This is a genomic window from Sphingobium sp. B2D3C (genome assembly GCF_025961835.1).
Lineage (GTDB): Bacteria > Pseudomonadota > Alphaproteobacteria > Sphingomonadales > Sphingomonadaceae > Sphingobium.
The window spans coordinates 86,622-104,231 of the sequence record NZ_JAOQOK010000001.1 but is presented as its reverse complement, the minus strand read 5'-3'; the positions used below and the strand labels follow the sequence as shown (position 1 = coordinate 104,231).

Sequence of the window (17,610 nt, the reverse complement as noted above, 5' to 3'; positions counted from 1 at the left end):
ACATAGGAGAATGACATGCCTCTTACCCCCCGCCTCGCTTCGGTCGCCTTCGCCGTCGCGGCCACATTCGGCCTCCTGCCGCTCGCTGCGGCACCGGCTCAGGCCCAGAGCAGCCTGTCGATCAGCTATCGGGATTATGATCGTGGCGCCTATCGTGATGGCTACCGCGACCGCCATTATCGCGAACGGTCTTATCACAGCGACCGCCGGGACTGGCGCCGTCACGACCGTGGCTATCGCTATAACGACCGTCGCCGCTGCTGGACCGAAACCCGCTGGGACCGCTGGCGCGGCGAGCGGTATCGCGTGCGCATCTGCCGCTGATCATGCCACCCGCACGACCGGGCCGGACAATCTCCGGCCCGGCCGCTCTCGCGGACTGCCCCATGCGCGCTCCTGAGAAGCGTTGACTGGCCGAAAGCTCTTCGGCAAGGACGAGCCATGGTTGATACTCCCGCATCCGACACGCCCGCCGCACCGCAGAGCGAGACGCCGCCCGACCGCCTTTCCACCAATCCGCGCAGCCCGCATTTCGACGTGGAGACGCTGCAGCGGGGCATCGGCATCCGCTTCAAGGACCGGGTGCGCACCGATGTGGAAGAATATTGCATCTCCGAAGGCTGGATCCGCGTCGCCGCCGGCAAGACCCGCGACCGCCATGGCCAGCCGCTGACCATCAAGCTCTCCGGCCCGGTCGAGGCCTGGTTCGAAGACGCCAAGCAGGACTGAGCCCTGATGGCCCGCGACAGGCGCGCGGGCCAAACCATCTGCGTTGATGGCCTCGCCGATAGTGGCGGATGATCGCCATCCGATCGAAAGAATTGCCTTCCCGCCCGCCTCGTTTATGGTAGCGTTATCAAAACGCGAAGTTGAACGCGACTGGGGAGGATTAGATGGCGGCTATGTCCTGTCATATGCATGCAAGGGGCGTGTCGGCGTCTCGCCGTGAGTTGTTGGCTTCGGTCGCCTCGGCCACTCTGGTGACGCTGGGGAGCGGAGTTACCGCGCGTGCGGCCTTGCCGTCAGCTCAGCCCAGGGGCGCGCTCAGCGTAGCGCCGCGTCTCCAGCCCTTCGACATGGCAGATGTGACGCTGCTGGAAAGTCCGTTTCTCGCCGCGCAACGGGGCACGGAAGCCTATCTGCTTTCGCTCGAGCCGGACCGGATGCTGGCCAATTTCCGCACAAATGCCGGGCTCGCTCCCAAGGCACCGGTCTATGGCGGTTGGGAATCCGAGGCGACCTGGGCTGACATCCACTGCCACGGCCACACGCTCGGCCATTATCTCTCCGCCTGCGCACTGATGTTCCGGTCCACCGGCGATGGGCGATTCAAGCAGCGCATCGATTATATCGCCGACGAGTTGGATGCCTGCCAGCGCGCATCCGGCGTGGGGCTGGTCTGCGCCTTTCCTGAAGGCGCCGCGCTCGTCGCCGCGCATATCCGGGGCGAGCCGATCACCGGCGTCCCCTGGTACACGCTGCACAAGATTTTCGCCGGACTGCGCGATGCCTGGCAGCTTGCCGGCAGTGTCACCGCCCGCCTTGTGCTGCTGCGCATAGCCGATTGGGCGGTGGTTGCCACCCGGCCGCTCGACACCGCCGCCTTCGAGGCGATGCTTGCCACCGAGCATGGTGGCATGAACGAAGTGCTCGCCGATCTCTATGTGCTGACTGGCAAGGCCGATTATCGCACGCTCGCCGAGCGCTTCTCCCAGAAGGCGGTGATGGAGCCGGCCGCCAAGGGGCGGGACCTGCTGGATGGCATGCACGCCAACACACAGGTGCCCAAGTTCGTCGGCTTCCAGCGCATCTATGAGGTGAATGGCGAGAAGGCCTATGGCGATGCCGCGGCCTTCTTCTGGCGCACGGTCGCCCGCACCCGCTCCTATGCGACGGGCGGCCATGGCGATGCCGAGTTCTTCTATCCGCCCGCCGACTTCGCCGCGCATGTCTTCTCGGCCAAGGGCTCTGAAACCTGCGGCCAACATAATATGCTCAAGCTCACCCGCGCGCTGTTCCTGCACGATCCGCAGGTGGAGCTGGCCGACTTTTACGAGCGCGCGCTCTATAATGGCATTCTGGCGTCGCAGGACCCGGAGACCGGCCTCGTCACCTATTTTCAGGGCGCGCGGCCGGGCTACATGAAGCTCTACTGCACCCCGGTCGACTCCTTCTGGTGCTGCACCGGATCCGGCATGGAGAACCATGCGAAGTATCGGGATTCGATCTATTTTCATGATGCCGAGGCGCTGGTCGTCAACTTGTTCATCCCCTCATCGGTGCGCTGGCGGGAGAAGGGCGCGGTACTGACCCAGACCACCCACTTCCCCGAAGAACCGTCCACCACCCTGCGCTGGTCTCTGACCCGCCCCATCCGCGCGACCCTGCGCTTGCGCCACCCGCGCTGGAGCCGGACCGCGCGCGTCAGCCTGAACGGCGCGCCGCTGGCGCAATCGACGAAACCGGGCAGCTATCTGGAGCTGGACCGCAGCTGGCGGGATGGCGACATGCTGACGCTCCAATTGGACATGCAGGTCCGCGTCGAGGAACCGCCCGCGGCGCCGGGGATCGTGGCATTCACTTATGGGCCGGTCGTGCTCTCTGGCGCACTCGGGACGGAGGGGCTGGCCCCGGGATCGGATGTGGTCGTCAACGAGCGCCTTTATGGCCAGTATAACGATACGCCCTTCTCCCCGCCGCAACTGGTGGGCGATGTCGAGACGATAGCGGGGCAGCTCCGCCCCGGCACCGCCCCGCTGGAGTTCATCATCGCCGACCGGGAGGGCCGCCCCGTGCGGCTGATCCCTTATTATCAGATCCGTCACGAACGCTACGCGACCTACTGGCCGCTGCAGCCTGCCACCGGTTAAGGATCGCTCCAGAATCTCCTGATCGGCCTGTGCTTCAGAGCGGCTTAGCGGTCCGATACCGCCATCTCGTCTTGCGAATGCTTCTCAATATATGCAATGGAGGCGCTCGAACATGATTCGCGCAGGCTGATCGCTGCGCGTCGCCAATCATCGTCGGGGGGCATGTGGACGGACAGCGGGTGGACAGGCAGCGGGCGGATGAGCCGGTAGCGGCAGCGTCGGCAGCCGGCGGGGCGGCAGCCATCGCGCGCGGGGCGTCCGTGTTGGCATCTCCCTCCAGCGCCGCACGGCCCGCGCAGAAGGCCCCGGGCAAGCGCAAGGCGCGCGCCTTCTGGCTCAAGCAATTGCATAGCTGGCACTGGATCAGCGCGGCGATCTCGCTGATCGGCATGATGCTGTTCGCCATCACCGGCATCACGCTCAACCACGCCGACTCCATCGGCGCCGCGCCGAAGGTCGAGGAGCGCACGGCCACCTTGCCGCCCGCCCTGCTCGCCCAGATCGAGGCGACGCCTGCCTCAGCGGAAGCGCCGCTCCCCGCGCCGGTCGCGGCGCATCTGGGTGAGGCGGTCTCACTCGACGCGACCGGACGCGCGGCGGAATGGTCGGACGAGGAGGTCTATGTCGCCCTGCCCGGCCCCGGCAGCGATGCGTGGATCACCATCGATCGCGCGACCGGCGCCGTGACGGCCGAGCGCACCGATCGCGGCTGGATTTCCTACTTCAACGATCTGCACAAGGGCCGCAACACCGGCGGCATGTGGAGCTGGTTCATCGACATCTTCGCTGTCGCCTGCATCGTCTTCACCCTCACCGGCCTGCTGCTGCTCCAGCTTCACGCCCGGCACCGGCCCTCTACCTGGCCGCTGGTCGGGCTGGGGCTGCTCATCCCGCTCGTCATCGCCCTGCTGTTCATTCACTGAGGACCCGCTCTCCCATGAAGAAGACTTCCCTCGTCCTTGCCGGTCTCGTCGCCACGCCTGCCACGGCCGGCACGATCAGCGTGACCATTCCCCGCCTCAATGTCGCCGAATATCACCGCCCCTATGTCGCGGCATGGGTCGAGCCGACCGGCGGCGGCGGCGCGCAGACCATCTTTGTCTGGTATGACGTCAAGCTGCAGGGCCGCGAGCCTGGCACGAAGTGGCTCTCCGATCTGCGCACCTGGTGGCGGAAGGGCGGCCGCAGCCTCAAGCTGCCCGCCGATGGCGTGAGCAGCGCCACCCGCGCACCGGGCACCCACAAGATCGCCCTGCCCGCCACGCTCAAGCCGGGCCAGTATACGCTCTACGTGGAAGCCGCGCGCGAGACCGGCGGCCGCGAGATCGTCTCCATTCCGCTGCAGGTGCCCGCCAAGGGCGGTTCCGCCACCGGCAAGTCCGAATTGGGCGCCATCACCATTTCCGCTCGCTGAGCTTTCCAAGACCCGAAAGGCCACGACCCCATGCGCATCAAGACCGCTCTGCTTGCCGCCGCCGCGTTGATCGCTGCCACGGCGATGCCCGCCAATGCTCACCGCCAGTGGCTGCTCCCCTCCGGCACCATCTTCTCGGGCGAAGACCCGTGGGTGACGGTGGATGCGGCCAGCTCCAACGACCTCTTTTATGCCGATCATAATGCCATGCGGCTCGACAGCGTGAAAGCATGGCGCCCAGACGGCAGCGAGGCGGAGATCAAGAATGCCGCAACCGGGCGCTATCGCTCCGTGTTCGACGTGCAGCTCGACCAGCCGGGCACCTGGCGCATCGGCAGCGCGCAATCGGGCGTGATGGGCACGTTCAAGGTCGATGGCGTGGAGTGGCGCCTGGGTGGACGGCGCGGACCGCCGCCAGCACCGGGCGCACAGGCTCCCGCCAATCAGGTGAGCAGCGTCGCAGAGATTCCGGCCAATGCGACTGACCTCAAGCTGACCGAAACCAGCGGCCGCAACGAGTTCTTCGCCACCAAGGGCGAGCCGAGCGCCATCAAGCCGCTGGGCAAGGGCCTCGAAATGGTGCCGATCACTCATCCGGCCGAGCTGGTACAGGATGAGCCGGCCAAGCTGCGCTTCCTGGTCGATGGTCAACCGGCGGCTGGCCTCAAGGTCACGCTGGTGCCGGGCGGCAAGCGCTATCGCGATAATGAAGGCGTGTTCGAGGTAACGACCGATGCCGACGGCGTGGCCGCGGTGAACTGGCCGATGGCGGGCATGATCTGGCTCAATGCCTCGCTGAGCGACGACAAGCCGGCGACCCCGCGCGTCACGGCGCGGCGGATGAGCTACACCGCCACGCTGGAAGTGATGGCACCCTGACCATGCTCGGCGCCGTCCCGCGCATCGTCGTGCCCCCGATCCAGTCCGGCGCCCTCGCCGGGATCGACCCGGGCGCGCCGGTGCGGGAGATTGGCGGTGAAACCATGGGCACCATCTGGCGGGTGCGCTTCTGCGCCCCGCGCAACGTGGATGCCGATGCGCTCAAGGAGGATGTGCAGGCACGGCTCGATGCCATCGTGGCGGATATGAGCCATTGGGCGCCGGATTCCGCCCTCAGCTGCTTCGGCGCGGCGCCCGCTGGGCAGTGGACCACCTTGTCCGCCGACTTTGCCGCCGTGATGGCGACCGGCCTCGCTCTTGCCGAGCGTACCGACGGCGCGTTCGATCCGGCCATCGGGCGCTTGACGGAGCTCTATGGGCTGGGGCCAAACCCCATGCAAAGCAAACCGACGGACGAAGCCCTTGCGCAGGCGCTAGCCCAATCGGGCTGGCGACGCCTCGCGTTCGAGCCCACGACCCGCCGGTTGCGTCAGCCGGGCGGCCTCTGGCTGGACCTCTCCGGCATCGCCAAGGGCTATGCCGTCGATGCCGTGGCGGACCTGCTGGCCGAGCGCGGCGTGGCGCATTGCCTTGTCGAGGTGGGCGGCGAACTGGTGGGCCGCGGGATGCGTCCGGATGGCGACCCGTGGTGGGTCGACCTTGAAATTCCGCCGTCCATGCGCGCCCGGCCGATCCGCATCGCCCTGCATCAACTGGCCGTCGCGACCTCCGGCAATTATGTGCGCGGCGCCCACACGCTCGATCCGCGCACCGGGCGGCGGGTGGAGAACGGCGTCGCCTCGGTTAGCGTCCTCCACGCCCGCGCCATGGATGCCGACGCCTGGGCCAGCGCGCTCACCGTGCTCGGACTCCACGCTGGCGCCGCGCTAGCGATCCGCGAGGGTCTGGCCGTCCACATGCTCGCCCAGGACGGCGCGACGACCCGTGAATGGATCAGCCCTGCGCTGGCGGAGATGCTGGCAGATTAAGACACTCTGCGAGCGCCTACGCCGCATTGACTGGCGCTCGGGGGCCCATCCGCGCGCCGCTCCTTCACCGATACTGTCTTGACGCACCGCCCGTCATTCTGTCGAAGCTCCAGTGGCATGACATGAGGTGGAAAGGTGCCAGGATGGGGAACTCAGGCTTGAGGGTCGGCGCTCTGCTCCTCTTGGCAAGTGCGGGAGCAGCGCAATCTCGCGATGCTCACCAAGGGGATTTTTGTGCCCGACTTGCAGCCAATATCGGCGTGGACAAGCCCGCCTCGCCGGATGGATTGACGACATGGACGGCCAATGCGGCAAACTTCGGCCAACGTTTCATTTTTGGCGGAACCGTCAGCACTGGACTCAGCGTGAGTCCTGTCGAGCCAGCGACTGTCGAAGATTACAAGCGACTGACCAACATGTGCGCAACGCAAGGTAAGGGCGCCATTTGCCGCCTCGAAGGTCCACTCGATTTCACCTTCACGTGGAAAGGCCAGTCAATCGTGACGCCCATGGAAGCGGAAGAAAGAGCGGTCGTGACAGTCGCCGGAACCAGGATGACGTGCCAGTCCGTACCGTCGTCCCCGGCGTAAGATCGGCCGCTCCTAGCATGGCGCGATGTTTTGCCGTGGAGCCGACGTCATAACCACACGACAGCTCACTTCCCCATCTCATTGGGATCAAACTTCAGCATCGCCGCGCTTTTGAGTGCCGGGTCCCAATGTTCGGCGATCAGGCGTTTTCGATCCGGTACACATCGAACCAGCTCGTGACATAGGGCTTGCCCGCCTCGTCCTTCATCGGACGCTCGCTCATCACCAGCACATAATCGCCCTCTGCTACGATCCTGATGATCGGCAGCGTGATAGTCGGCGAAATCGGGCGGGCGGGGCGTGAGCCGCGCAGGAAGGCCGCCAGCGCATCCCGGCCCGAGGCGACATTGGGATTATGCTGGATATATTCCGGCGTGAAGAAGCGCTCGACCAGATCGGCATGGCCACCCTGCACGATATGGCGATACATGTCGTAAACGAGCTTCTTGTTGGCGGCGAGCTTTGGGTCCGGGCTGGCGAGCATCGCCTGCTGCGCCTCGGCCGAGGCCGCGACCTGCGCATGCCCCAAGCTGGTGACCATGGTCATGGCAATTAACAGCGCCGCGATGGCCGGAATACGCGCAAAAATCCTCATGCTCTCTCCCCTCTCCATTCCGCCCGTGCGTCCAGTGCCGGCGGCTCTGGCCTTTGTGCCGCAAAAGTCCCATGCTGGCGAGCCTGAGGGAGAGACCGCATGGACGACCGCAACAATCGCCGGGCCGTAGACCTGCTCAACAGCTTCCCGTTGCTGCTCATTCCGGTGCTGATCTACAATCTGGTGGCGCTGTTCGCCGGCGCGCCGCAGCCGGATCAGACCGAGCCGGCGCTGGCCGCCGTGATGCGGGGCGAGGCCTTCACGCTGCCCATGCTCTCAGGCGTAATGCTGATGCTGAACTGGGGTGACATGCTGTTGCTGCTCACGATCGTCTTCCTGCTGGTCGAGGTGGTGCGATCGACGCGGCGCGGGGCATCCTCCATCGCCAATCTGCTGCTCACCATGGCGGTGTTCCTTTTATGCGCGGTCGAGTTCTTGCTCCTCCCGCGCTTTGTCAGCGCCACCTTCTTCCTGCTCACGATGATCGTTCTGTTGCACGGCCTGACCGGCCTGTCGCTCTGGCTGGCGGACCGGCGCCACGCCGAAGCCGCCCCGCCCGCTTAGCGCAAGGCCAGTTCCGCAGGCTTCGGCGCCGGTCCAGCCGCCGCCGCGTCGGCCGTCGCTCCGCCGCGCAGCAGCGTCCCGCAAGCCGGCGCCTGCGCTTCGTCCGGGTCGACAAAACCGAAGATGGCCCGCACATCCGGCAGCATCATGGACAAGCCGAACAGGCGCTGGGGCCGGAACAGGTCGACCGGCTCGCGCAGCACGGTCGGCGTGGCCAGCGTGCCGCCGATCAGGATCGGCGAGGGGCGACCGAACCATTCGCGGCTCTTGCCCTGCGCCTGCAAGCGCAGATCGAGCCGCTCGCCGCGCAGATCGAACTCGCCGCGCCCGGTGACGACATGACCATCGGTATCGATCAGGATCGGGTCGGCCGTCGCCAGCCCGTCGCGCACCGAAAAGGCGATCAGCCCGCAATTGAGGTGGGTCGCGTCATCTACCGCCGCCTTATCGCCGCCGATCCCGAGGCGCTGACCGAGGCCCCAGAATATGCCTCCCGCCGAATCCACCCCGTTGCCGCTACGCGTGCCGAACATCGCAGCACGCAGATTGGTCATATCCAGCTCCGAGGCGCTTGCCCGCGCGATGCCCACGCGCCCGGCCGGCAGCACCAGGGCGATGCGGCCGTCGGCATGACCGAGCGTCTCGCGCAGGGTCTCGCCGCGCCCGCTCAGTTGGATGCGCCCGCGCGCCAGCGCCGTCGTCTCGCGCGGGGCGAGGCCCCAACCGGTCAGCAGCGGCCCCATCGGCGTCGGCGAGAGGCGAATATCATAGCGGGCAAGCGCCGGGCCGGATCGGGCATCAATGTAGATATCCGATGAGACGAACCCGCCGGCGAGATCGACACTGGCCGGCGACAGCATGAACCGCCCATCGATCAGCGCGAGCCGCATGGCGAGATGCGCGGGCTTGAGCGCGGAGGCCGCGTCCCCGACGCCCTCGATCTGCTCGGCCTTATAGTCGACCACGGCATCGAAACTGCGCAGCGCCTCGGGAGACAGGGTGGCATCCGGCAGCAATGAAGCGACGAGCTGAGGGCCTTCGCTATCGAATGGGGACGTCGCCGCGCGCAGCCCCAACACAGCCATGCCGTCCGCCAAATGCAGGGCATTAGACGCCAGAGAGGCCACGATACGGGGACGAGCGCCGCGTTGATCGAGCGTCAGGCTGCCGCTGAGATCGGTCTCGCCAAGCTGCCCTGCGATGCGACTGAAATGCCAGCCGCCACGCCGCTGCGCGAGCCGGGCCGTCAGCGAAAAGGAGGGCGCCGCCGGAAGATCGATGCGGGCCAGTGCCGCCAGCGCCGCAAGGTCGGGCCCGCGCGCTGCTACGCGCAGGTCCGCCCCGGCCAGCCGGAACGGACTGTCGCTTTCCCCTTCCAGCCGCAGGTCCAGTGTCTCCGAGCCTGCGCGCAGGGCAAAGCGGAACGGTTGCCCTTCGGCGGAGTTGCTGGAGCCATTCATGTGGAAGGCATCACCGGCAAGGCTGGCTCGCCCGGCGAAACGCACCGCGCCCGGACCGCTGCCGACCAGCTTGAGCCAGCTCTCGATCCCGTCACGCTCGTCCCGATAACGCAGTACGACATCGTCCGCGTCCACCCGCTGCACGCCTGCGACGGCAAACAGACCGTCCTTGCCGCCGAGTTTCCAATTGGCGGAGCCCGTACTCGCCTGCCGCTCCAGATCAAGCGTGCCGCCGCGCAATCCGAGCGCACGCGGGCCGGAGCGCCCGATCAGCAGATCGAATGTGGAGAAGCGCGCCGTCAGAGCGCGGACATTGAGCAGATCGGGCGCCTGCGCCCAACCGGCATTGGCGATGCGCACATCGTCCGCAGCCAGTTGCAGGGAGAAAGGCGTCACCAGCAGGCGGACATCGCCATCGATCGCGACGGCACGGCCCAGCGCGGCGCTCGCCCGGCGCTCGATCGGCTCGCGCAGCAGCGTGGTGCCAAGACCGGCGGCCAGCCCCGCCCAGCCGAGCAGCGGCACAGCCAGCGCGACCCAAAGCAGCGGGCGGCGCCGGCGGGCGGCCTGCGGAACGGCAGGGCGAGGATCGCCAGAGGGCGGCAGGTGCGGGGGTGCGGTCACGGCGCGCCTGCACTGGCGCGCCGGATCGTCAGCGCTGCGGCCGCCCCACGCTCATCCCCGGAGTTCATGCCGCCGCACTAGCACCGGCAAGCTGAACCGCCGCTGAGCGCTGGCGCGACCTACTTCTCGAAGGCCGCGCTGATCGTCAGTTCGACCTGGTCGGAGACGATGGGGATCGCATAGGTCATGCCGAAGTCCGACCGCTTGATCGCCGCCGTCGCCTCAAAGCCGAGCGTCGCCTTGCCGTTATAGGGATGCTTGCCCGCTCCGGTGAACTCTGCCTGCAGCACAACCGGCCTGGTCACGCCATTAAGCGTCAGGTCGCCGGTGATCTTCGCGGCGGTGGCGCTCGTCGCGACGACGCTGGTGGAGACGAAGCGCGCGGGCGCCGGATCTGGGCCGAAAAAGTCCGGTTTGCCGCCATCCTTGCCGGCGCGCAGCAAATGGCCGTTGAGGCCAGCACTGGCCGTCACCACGCGCGCGACCGGAATGGACACATCCACCTTCGCGGCGGAGAGCTTGGCCGGATCGATCTCCAGTGTGCCGGTGATGTCCCCAAAAATGCCGAAATAGTCGTTGAAGCCGAAGTGGTTGGCGCGCCAGCCGACGAGCGTGTGGCCGGCATCGGCCTTGTAGGTGCCGGCTGCGACCCGGCTGACATCCTTCTGCCCGGGCAATTGCGCCTCATTCTGCGCGGCCAGCGGCGCCACGACAAGAATGGCCGGCAGAGCCACCAATGCGGTCGCCAGAGCGATCTTCGTTCTTTTCATCATTCCACGGTCCTCCAACCAGTCAAGAAAAGGCGTGCGGATATCGGGCGCTCAGAGCGGCGAATCCGGATTGAACAAGGTCCGCCACATATGGGCGCTCGGACTGCTGTCGAAGCCGAGGCCCTCTGCGGGCTGACGGAAATGGCGGCCGATCACATCCTCGAACGGGTCCAGAGAGACCTGCGCATTGGGATCGAAGGCGTAGAGATCGTTCACGGTCACAAGGCGGGCCGCCATGTACCAGCGGTGCTTGCGGACCATCGCGAACTCCCGCTGCACATGCGGCGGCGGAACATAATCCTCGCCGAACATCTCGCGATAGATATCGGGATAGGTGTAGCCCGTCTCCGCGTCCGGGAAGAAGCGCAGCGCGGCATGGTGCCGGATGGCGAAGGCGACCTTCTCGGAGACATAGGGCTCGAAAAGCTGCGCACTCCAGAAGCCATGATTCGCGCGCATCATTGCCATCGACAGATCATGGACGAGGCAGGCGAAGACGATATCCTCATCCATATTGCGCTTGCGCGCCTGCGTGGCGCTCTGCAGGCAGTGGTTAGACGTGCTCTGAAAGCGCAGGCGAATGAAATCGGCGAGCTTGGGCTTTTCCGGCATGGGCGCCAACACGTCGACAGTCCCCTGCTCGGCGATGAAGACATTGCCGACACCCCGCCGGTAGTGGCGCGTGGGGATCTGCGCATCGACCTGCGCGACGGTGGGGAAGGTGCGCCCCACCGGACCAAGATTATCCGCCAGGGCATGTTCCAGCGCATCGGCCTTGGCCTCCGCGCTCATCGCCGCAACAGCCGCCGCACCGCCCAGCGAGGCGATGAACGCACGCCGCCCGATTCCGCCGACAATATCCTCCGCTGCTCCCGACTGCATGTGATCCCTCCCCGTCTGCCCCGAGACTTTTCAATTGACTTTGTGAACTCCATTGACGGATTTGCGAACAGATTTGTATCTGGATCATGACGTTGCACTGCGTTTTTCCGTCAATCGGAAAACTGACAGGTGCTGATTGACAGTGCTATCCGAATAGCACGCGCAATGGAGGGGAATGATGGGCGGCACGCAAAGCCGGGGCCGGATCGGCGCGGCATTTTCATGTCCATGGGTTACGCAGCACCGGGCGCACGCACCAACCTCGCGCGCCGCCTGGATGCACGCGGAATGACCAGCCCGCGCGGCTCGGCAGAGCGAGTCATCTATCTCCTCAGGCTGGTGATCGAGGGCAGCGAGCAGTTCACGCTCGGCGAGCTTGCGGAGCGGTCGGGCCTGCCGCTCAGTTCCGTCCACCGCCTGCTGCGCCCCCTGCTCACCGAAGGCATCGTCGAGCGCGGCGATGGCCAGACCTACCGCACCGGGCGCGAACTCACGCGGCTGGCATCGCAGCTGATGGCACAATTCGATCCGGTGCGCAGCGCGCGGCCGCTGCTTGCCGGGCTGGTGCGCAAATGGTCGGAGACGGCCGTGCTGTGCCTCTATGCCCCGGTTCGGCGCCGCGCCGTGGTCGCCGCTGTGGCCAATGCCGCCTGCGACCATTGCCCGGCGCTGGAAGAAGGCATCGAGATCGAATTGCCCTGGGGATCGCTCGGCCAGGCCATTCTCGCCAGCCTGCCACCGGGCGAGAGCGAAGCCATCTTCCGGTCCATCACCCGCAGCCCCATCGCGGGCAGACCGCCGGCAAAGCGCGCGCAGTTTCTCGAGCAGATGCGGCGAATCCGCGACGAGGGCGTCGCGCGCAATCTGGATGAGGAGCTTGGCCTCGCCGGGGTCGCGGCGCCGGTTTTCGACGGCGCGGGACGGCTAATCGGCTCGCTCGGCGTCGTGATGCCCCTGCCCCGCTTCCACGCGGCGCGCGATACCGATCTCGTCCGTGACGTGGTGAGGGCCGCGAACAGCTTCGCAGGCCGCGCCGCCGACAGCACAGGGCGCGCCCATTCCTTCCACATTCCGGAATTGCGGCCCGATGTCCATTGAGAGGATTGACGCCATGGCGCGCCCACCCCTGTCTGGCAGGCAAAGCTGCACACAGTGCGCAAGGGGGAGAGGCGGGGTGACACATATTGGCGGATTACGGGGCAAGCGTCGTGCGCCCGATTACTGAGCCGCTGCCCATCGGCCGGGAGAGCGCGGCCGCCCCATCCTCTCTGCCCAAGGAACAAAGGGCGCCCTGGCCCTGGCAATCGACCTGGCCATTCGCAATGCTGATGGTCGTCTCCATCTTCAACTATCTGGACCGGTCCCTGCTCGGGCTCGCCTTACCGGCGATCAAGGCGGAGATGGGCGTTTCCGACACCGCGCTCGGGCTGGTTTCGGGCGTCGCGTTCATCGTGATCTATTCGCTGATGGGCCTGCCCATCGCGTGGGCGGCCGACCGGCTCAATCGCAGCACGATCATCTCCATCGGCCTCGCCTTCTGGAGCGCCGTCACGCTCGCAACCGGCTGGGTCACCAACATCTGGCAGCTCGCTTTCGCGCGTTTCTGCCTGGGCGCGGGCGAGGCCAGCAGCACGGCGCCGGCCAATTCGATGATTGCTGACCTGTTTCACCCCACAAGGCGCCCGCTGGCCTTGGCGATCTACGGGGTCGCGGCGACCATCTCGCACATCGTGCTGTTCCCGGTCGCCGGCTGGATCGCGGAAACCTATGGCTGGCGCGCCATGTTCATTGCCGCCGGCGTGCCGGGCATCGTGGCAGCGCTGGTCTTTCGGCTCACGGTCCGCGAGCCGGCCCGCACTGCTGCTCGGCCGGCGCACAACCGCTCGCCGATTGCCGCAATCAAAACCGACGTGCGCGCTCTGCTGGCCAACCGCTGCTATGCTTGGATGCTGCTCGGCATGACGTTCATGGGGTCCAACATCTGGGCGACCGGCTCCTGGACGCCGACCTTCTTCCAGCGCGTCCACGGCCTGACCATGGCGGAAGCGGCGACGATCATCGGCCCCTCACGCGGTTTTCTCGGCGCGGCGGGCATTCTCCTGGGCGGCCTGCTGGTCGATAGGCTGCGTAAGAGCCAGTTGCGCTGGCGGGTCGGCATTCCGGCGCTCGCCTGCCTGGCGATCGGCCCCGCGGAACTGCTGTTTCTGCTCGGCGAGGAGACCGCGATCTGGGTGCTGGGCTTTGCCGGCGCCAGCTTCTTCACCCTGCTGCATCAGGGGCCGATCTACGCCGCCGTCGTCAATGTGGTAGCGCCCGACCAGCGCGCGCTGGCCATCGCGATGCTGCTGCTGGGCGGCGGCCTCGTCGGCAACATCATTGGCCCGACGGCGGTCGGCATTCTCAACGATGTGCTGGCGGCGGACTTCGGCCAGTCCGCCATCCGCTATTCCCTGCTGCTCATCGCGATCACGCCGCTCTGTGCCGGCGCCTGCTTCTGGCAAGCCTCGCGCCTCTACGTGCGCACCGCGAATGAGGAGGGTTGAGCAGCACTGCGCGACGAGTTGATTTCGGAAATCGTGTTCGCTGCTCAACGCCGCCGCGCCGTCCTTCCATATATTAGAAATCCTGCCTTCATCGCGTGACAAAAGAAAATTGATTTTGTACACCGAGACTCATGAAGGGGATTTCTGAAACGGCGCGCAAGAGAATGAGCGCGATGGCAGGAGAGGCAGCCCGGTTCGGCGGATCACGCCAGGGCGCTGCTGTGATTCTTGCGGCGGGCGCAGTCTATCTGGCCGCGCTCGGCGCTGCCTTTCCTGTGCAGGGCGACGAGCCGACTGCCGTGGCGGAGAATGCGCCGCACCCGATGATCGGCAAATACTGCATGTCCTGCCATGATTCGGAGGAGCGCGTGGCTGGCCTCTCCTTCGAGGGGATGGACTTCGACCATACCGGCAAGAATGCGGCCATCTGGGAAAAGGTGGTGCGCAAGGTGAGCGCAGGCGCCATGCCGCCGCTCAACAGCCCTCGGCCCGAGGCGGGCGAACTGGCCTCGTTTCTGGGCGAATTGACCGACCGGCTCGATTCCACGCCCGCGCCACTCCCCTCGGCGAACCTGCGCCGCCTGAACAGAACAGAATATGCCAATGCCGTGCGCGATCTCATCGGGCTGGAGATCAATCCGGCGGACTTCCTGCCGCCCGATGCCGCGACCGGCGGGTTCGACAATATCTCCAGCGTACTGACCACCTCCCCGGCGCTCATTCAGGGCTATCTCAACGCCGGGCTCAAGATCAGCAGCATCGCCACGGGCGCTTCAACGCTCGAACTGACGCGGACTGTTTACAACGCGCCCGGCAAACTCGTGCAGACCAAGCATCTGGAAGGACTGCCGCTCGGCACGCGGGGCGGGATGCGGGTCAACCATTTCTTCCCGGTGGACGGCACTTACGAGATCAGCGTGCGCACCAGCACCGGCGGGTTCATCGCCGGGCGCCGGGCGCCGGCCCCCATGCCGGCCGTCAACCTCACCATCGATGGCCGCCGGGTCGCGCTGGGCAAAGGCGACAAGGTGCGCGTGAAGCTGGGCGCCGGGCAGCGAACGATCACGGCGGCGCTGCTCGATGAGGTCGCCGGCGCGGGCGTGAACGACATCTATGCCAATTATCTGACCAAGGGCCTCGTCCTCAACGTCGCGGTCAACGGGCCATTCACGACGCAGGGGCCGGGCCGCAGCGCGCCACGCGCCACGGTCTTCTCCTGCCGCCCGAAGAGCTGGATGGAGGAAAAGCCCTGCGCCCGCGCGATCCTGACGCGTCTCGGCAGCCTTGCCTTCCGCCGTCCGCTCAAGCCGATGGGCGGCGAGGTGGACGCGATCATGAAGATGTATGATGCGGGCCGGGCGCAAGGCACGTTCGAGGACGGCGTGCGCGCAGGCCTCTCCTACATTCTCGTCGATCCCCGCTTCATTTACCGGTTCGAGCAGCCGGTCGCGAAGGACAAGTTCGCAATCAGCGATCTCGACCTCGCCTCGCGCCTCTCCTTCTTCCTGTGGAGCAGCATCCCCGACCAGCAATTGCTCGATCTGGCTGCGCAGAACAAGCTCAGCGACCCGGCTGTGCTGGACCAGCAGGTCAACCGCATGCTTGCCGACCCCAGGGCGGAAGCGCTGGTCGACAATTTCGCGACCCAGTGGCTGCATCTGCGCGAATTGCGCTCGGTCCAGCGCGAGAGCCCGGCGTTTGACGACAATCTGCGCGTCGCCTTCGAGAATGAGACCAAGGGCCTCGTTCGCTATGTGATGCTGCGGAACCGCCCGATCCGCGATCTGCTCGATGCCGACTACACGTTCGTCAACGAGCGGCTGGCCCAGCATTATGGCATTAGCGGCGTGCGCGGCGACTATTTCCGCAAGGTCAGCCTGCCCAAGGACAGCGTGCGCCGTGGCCTGCTCGGGCAGGGCGCGATCCTCACCGTCACCTCCGTCGCCAACAGAACCTCGCCGGTCATTCGCGGCGCCTGGGTGCTGGAGAACATCCTCGGCGTGAAGCCGCCGCCGCCGCCGCCCGGCGTCGAGACCAATCTCGACGCGAATGCCGAGGCGACGAGCCTGCGCCAGCGCCTTGCCGTGCATCGCGAGAACAAGGTGTGCGCCTCCTGCCATAATATGATGGACCCCATCGGCCTGGCGTTGGAGAATTACGATCTGGTCGGCCAGTGGCGGACGCGGGACGGCGCCTTCCCCGTCGATGCCTCCGGCGTGATGTCCGACGGCACCAAGATCAATGGCCCGCGCGATCTGCGCAACGCCATCCTCGCCCGCTCGGACGCCTTCACCCACACCTTCATCGAGAAGCTGATGACCTTCGCCATCGGCCGCGAACTTACCTTTGCCGACATGCCGGAAGTACGCAGGATCGCCCGGACCAGCGCCGGCAATGGCGATCGCTTCCAGACGATCCTGCGCGGCGTCGTCACCAGCCGGCAGTTCCGGATGCCCGCCGGCAGCCAGAAGGATCGGCTGCGGGTGTCGCCCAGCCAGTTGACCTGGAACACCAGCCGGCAGCCGCCCGCCATGATTGGGAGAAAGAAGTGATGAACGGCGATGATTTTTCAGGCGAGGGCGCGGGCATATTCGACCGGCGCAGCGTGATCGCAGCCGGCTCGCTGCTTTCGCTGGCTCTCTCGTCGGGTGTGGCGCTGGCCGCGGATGCCCTGCGCGGTGACGAACTGCCGCTGCGCACCACGGGTCTGGAACATATCGGCATGCTGGTGCCAGACGTGACGAAGGCCGCGCAATTCTATGGCCGGCTGTTCAATCCGGCCGTCCACAAGGAGGCCGACCCGCCGCTGCGTTATTATGTCGTGCTGGGCAAGGGCTATATCGCCTTGGGATCGCGCGCCACCGCGCCCGATCCTGCGATCGACCATTATTGCGTGCTGCTGCAGAAATACGACCGCAAGGCAATGGATGCGCGCCTCGAGCGTGAAGGGCTGGCCCCGGCGATGCGCGGCATCGTCTACGATCCCGATCACATCGGCCTGCAATTGCTGGAAGAGCCGGCCGGCCTCGCCAGCACGACGGTGCCGGCCGGCAACATCGTGGAGGGCGCGCCTCTCGTCACGCCGCTCAAGATGGAGAGCATCCTGCTGCGCGTCAGCGATCTCGCTGCGACCGGCAAGTTCATGTCGCTCTTCTTCAAGGAGATGCGATCTCCGGTGCCGGGCCAGCGCTGGTTCGCCGCGGCGAACACGCCCATCGCCATCCGCCAGACGGTGGGCCGGGAGAAGCCGGCCGTGGATGACTGGACGGTGAGTTGCCGCCGCTTCGACAGCGGCAAGGTGGCCGCCGCCCTCGCCCAGATGGGGGCGGTAATCCTGCCTTCCGCGCCGGGCACGCTGCGGCTGCTCGATCCCAATGGTTTGCCGCTCACGATGAAGATGGCCGGCTGATGCGCCGGCTCGCCCCGCCTT

Annotated in this window: 16 protein-coding genes; 12 read left to right on the top strand and 4 right to left on the bottom strand. The window is 66.4% G+C overall.

Annotated elements, in window-relative coordinates:
* Positions 1–15 precede the first annotated feature (15 nt).
* The 7 genes from M2339_RS00395 to M2339_RS00365 all read left to right on the top strand — a co-directional run bounded on the left by M2339_RS00395 (position 16) and on the right by M2339_RS00365 (position 6,152).
* Positions 16–324 carry a hypothetical protein gene (locus M2339_RS00395; RefSeq protein ID WP_264587876.1) on the top strand — a complete coding sequence of 103 codons (309 nt, stop codon included), beginning with the start codon at positions 16–18 and terminating at the stop codon, positions 322–324.
* Positions 325–441: 117 nt separating this feature from the next.
* Complete coding sequence (locus M2339_RS00390) at positions 442–729, top strand: DUF3297 family protein (protein WP_264571315.1); 288 nt, start codon at positions 442–444, stop codon at positions 727–729.
* A gap of 347 nt (positions 730–1,076) precedes the next feature.
* Positions 1,077–2,870, top strand: a complete 1,794-nt coding sequence (locus M2339_RS00385; protein WP_264587877.1) for a glycoside hydrolase family 127 protein — start codon at positions 1,077–1,079, stop codon at positions 2,868–2,870.
* 260 nt (positions 2,871–3,130) lie between these two features.
* A complete protein-coding gene (locus tag M2339_RS00380) occupies positions 3,131–3,793 on the top strand; it encodes a PepSY-associated TM helix domain-containing protein (RefSeq protein ID WP_413714884.1) in 663 nt (220 codons plus the stop codon).
* 14 nt (positions 3,794–3,807) lie between these two features.
* Positions 3,808–4,284, top strand: a complete 477-nt coding sequence (locus M2339_RS00375) for a DUF2271 domain-containing protein (protein ID WP_264587879.1) — start codon at positions 3,808–3,810, stop codon at positions 4,282–4,284.
* A gap of 30 nt (positions 4,285–4,314) precedes the next feature.
* Entirely contained in the window at positions 4,315–5,163 is an 849-nt protein-coding gene (locus M2339_RS00370) for a DUF4198 domain-containing protein (RefSeq protein WP_264587880.1), read from the top strand.
* A 2-nt stretch (positions 5,164–5,165) separates the two neighbouring features.
* Positions 5,166–6,152 carry an FAD:protein FMN transferase gene (locus M2339_RS00365; protein ID WP_319801020.1) on the top strand — a complete coding sequence of 329 codons (987 nt, stop codon included), beginning with the start codon at positions 5,166–5,168 and terminating at the stop codon, positions 6,150–6,152.
* A 729-nt stretch (positions 6,153–6,881) separates the two neighbouring features.
* On the opposite strand, the gene M2339_RS00360 is transcribed toward M2339_RS00365, so the two are convergent.
* On the bottom strand, positions 6,882–7,337 hold the full coding sequence (locus M2339_RS00360) for a nuclear transport factor 2 family protein (protein WP_264587881.1): 456 nt from the start codon (positions 7,335–7,337) through the stop codon (positions 6,882–6,884).
* Positions 7,338–7,436: 99 nt separating this feature from the next.
* On the opposite strand from M2339_RS00360, the gene M2339_RS00355 reads away from it, so the two are divergent.
* A complete protein-coding gene (locus tag M2339_RS00355; RefSeq protein ID WP_264587882.1) occupies positions 7,437–7,901 on the top strand; it encodes a hypothetical protein in 465 nt (154 codons plus the stop codon).
* On the opposite strand, the gene M2339_RS00350 is transcribed toward M2339_RS00355, so the two are convergent.
* The 3 genes from M2339_RS00350 to M2339_RS00340 all read right to left on the bottom strand — a co-directional run bounded on the left by M2339_RS00350 (position 7,898) and on the right by M2339_RS00340 (position 11,637).
* Positions 7,898–9,985 carry an AsmA family protein gene (locus tag M2339_RS00350; protein ID WP_264587883.1) on the bottom strand — a complete coding sequence of 696 codons (2,088 nt, stop codon included), beginning with the start codon at positions 9,983–9,985 and terminating at the stop codon, positions 7,898–7,900. The genes M2339_RS00355 and M2339_RS00350 overlap by 4 nt on opposite strands.
* Positions 9,986–10,104: 119 nt before the next feature.
* On the bottom strand, positions 10,105–10,758 hold the full coding sequence (locus M2339_RS00345; protein WP_264587884.1) for a YceI family protein: 654 nt from the start codon (positions 10,756–10,758) through the stop codon (positions 10,105–10,107).
* A 48-nt stretch (positions 10,759–10,806) separates the two neighbouring features.
* Complete coding sequence (locus tag M2339_RS00340; RefSeq protein ID WP_264573635.1) at positions 10,807–11,637, bottom strand: hypothetical protein; 831 nt, start codon at positions 11,635–11,637, stop codon at positions 10,807–10,809.
* 228 nt (positions 11,638–11,865) lie between these two features.
* Between M2339_RS00340 and M2339_RS00335 the strand changes: the two genes are divergently transcribed.
* From M2339_RS00335 to M2339_RS00320, 4 genes are all read left to right on the top strand, one after another.
* The gene (locus tag M2339_RS00335; protein WP_264606114.1) at positions 11,866–12,735 is read left to right on the top strand and encodes an IclR family transcriptional regulator; all 870 of its coding nucleotides are present in this window, start codon (positions 11,866–11,868) and stop codon (positions 12,733–12,735) included.
* A gap of 224 nt (positions 12,736–12,959) precedes the next feature.
* Positions 12,960–14,180 carry a spinster family MFS transporter gene (locus M2339_RS00330; RefSeq protein WP_264606113.1) on the top strand — a complete coding sequence of 407 codons (1,221 nt, stop codon included), beginning with the start codon at positions 12,960–12,962 and terminating at the stop codon, positions 14,178–14,180.
* A 131-nt stretch (positions 14,181–14,311) separates the two neighbouring features.
* Entirely contained in the window at positions 14,312–16,732 is a 2,421-nt protein-coding gene (locus tag M2339_RS00325) for a DUF1592 domain-containing protein (RefSeq protein WP_264606112.1), read from the top strand.
* Positions 16,732–17,589: a VOC family protein gene (locus tag M2339_RS00320; RefSeq protein WP_264606111.1), complete on the top strand. Its 858-nt coding sequence runs from the start codon at positions 16,732–16,734 to the stop codon at positions 17,587–17,589. The genes M2339_RS00325 and M2339_RS00320 overlap by 1 nt, the downstream gene beginning before the upstream one ends.
* Positions 17,590–17,610: the final 21 nt, after the last annotated feature.

Excerpts from the sequence above, each read along its gene's own strand:
- M2339_RS00365 (WP_319801020.1), top strand. The coding sequence starts at position 5,166 with ATGCTCGGCGCCGTCCCGCGCATCGTCGTGCCCCCGATCCAGTCCGGC.
- M2339_RS00355 (WP_264587882.1), top strand. The coding sequence starts at position 7,437 with ATGGACGACCGCAACAATCGCCGGGCCGTAGACCTGCTCAACAGCTTC.
- M2339_RS00335 (WP_264606114.1), top strand. The coding sequence starts at position 11,866 with ATGGGTTACGCAGCACCGGGCGCACGCACCAACCTCGCGCGCCGCCTG.
- M2339_RS00330 (WP_264606113.1), top strand. The coding sequence starts at position 12,960 with ATGCTGATGGTCGTCTCCATCTTCAACTATCTGGACCGGTCCCTGCTC.
- M2339_RS00360 (WP_264587881.1), bottom strand. The coding sequence starts at position 7,337 with ATGAGGATTTTTGCGCGTATTCCGGCCATCGCGGCGCTGTTAATTGCC.
- M2339_RS00385 (WP_264587877.1), top strand. The coding sequence starts at position 1,077 with ATGGCAGATGTGACGCTGCTGGAAAGTCCGTTTCTCGCCGCGCAACGG.
- M2339_RS00325 (WP_264606112.1), top strand. The coding sequence starts at position 14,312 with ATGAAGGGGATTTCTGAAACGGCGCGCAAGAGAATGAGCGCGATGGCA.
- M2339_RS00395 (WP_264587876.1), top strand. The coding sequence starts at position 16 with ATGCCTCTTACCCCCCGCCTCGCTTCGGTCGCCTTCGCCGTCGCGGCC.
- M2339_RS00390 (WP_264571315.1), top strand. The coding sequence starts at position 442 with ATGGTTGATACTCCCGCATCCGACACGCCCGCCGCACCGCAGAGCGAG.
- M2339_RS00345 (WP_264587884.1), bottom strand. The coding sequence starts at position 10,758 with ATGATGAAAAGAACGAAGATCGCTCTGGCGACCGCATTGGTGGCTCTG.
- M2339_RS00370 (WP_264587880.1), top strand. The coding sequence starts at position 4,315 with ATGCGCATCAAGACCGCTCTGCTTGCCGCCGCCGCGTTGATCGCTGCC.
- M2339_RS00340 (WP_264573635.1), bottom strand. The coding sequence starts at position 11,637 with ATGCAGTCGGGAGCAGCGGAGGATATTGTCGGCGGAATCGGGCGGCGT.
- M2339_RS00320 (WP_264606111.1), top strand. The coding sequence starts at position 16,732 with ATGAACGGCGATGATTTTTCAGGCGAGGGCGCGGGCATATTCGACCGG.
- M2339_RS00375 (WP_264587879.1), top strand. The coding sequence starts at position 3,808 with ATGAAGAAGACTTCCCTCGTCCTTGCCGGTCTCGTCGCCACGCCTGCC.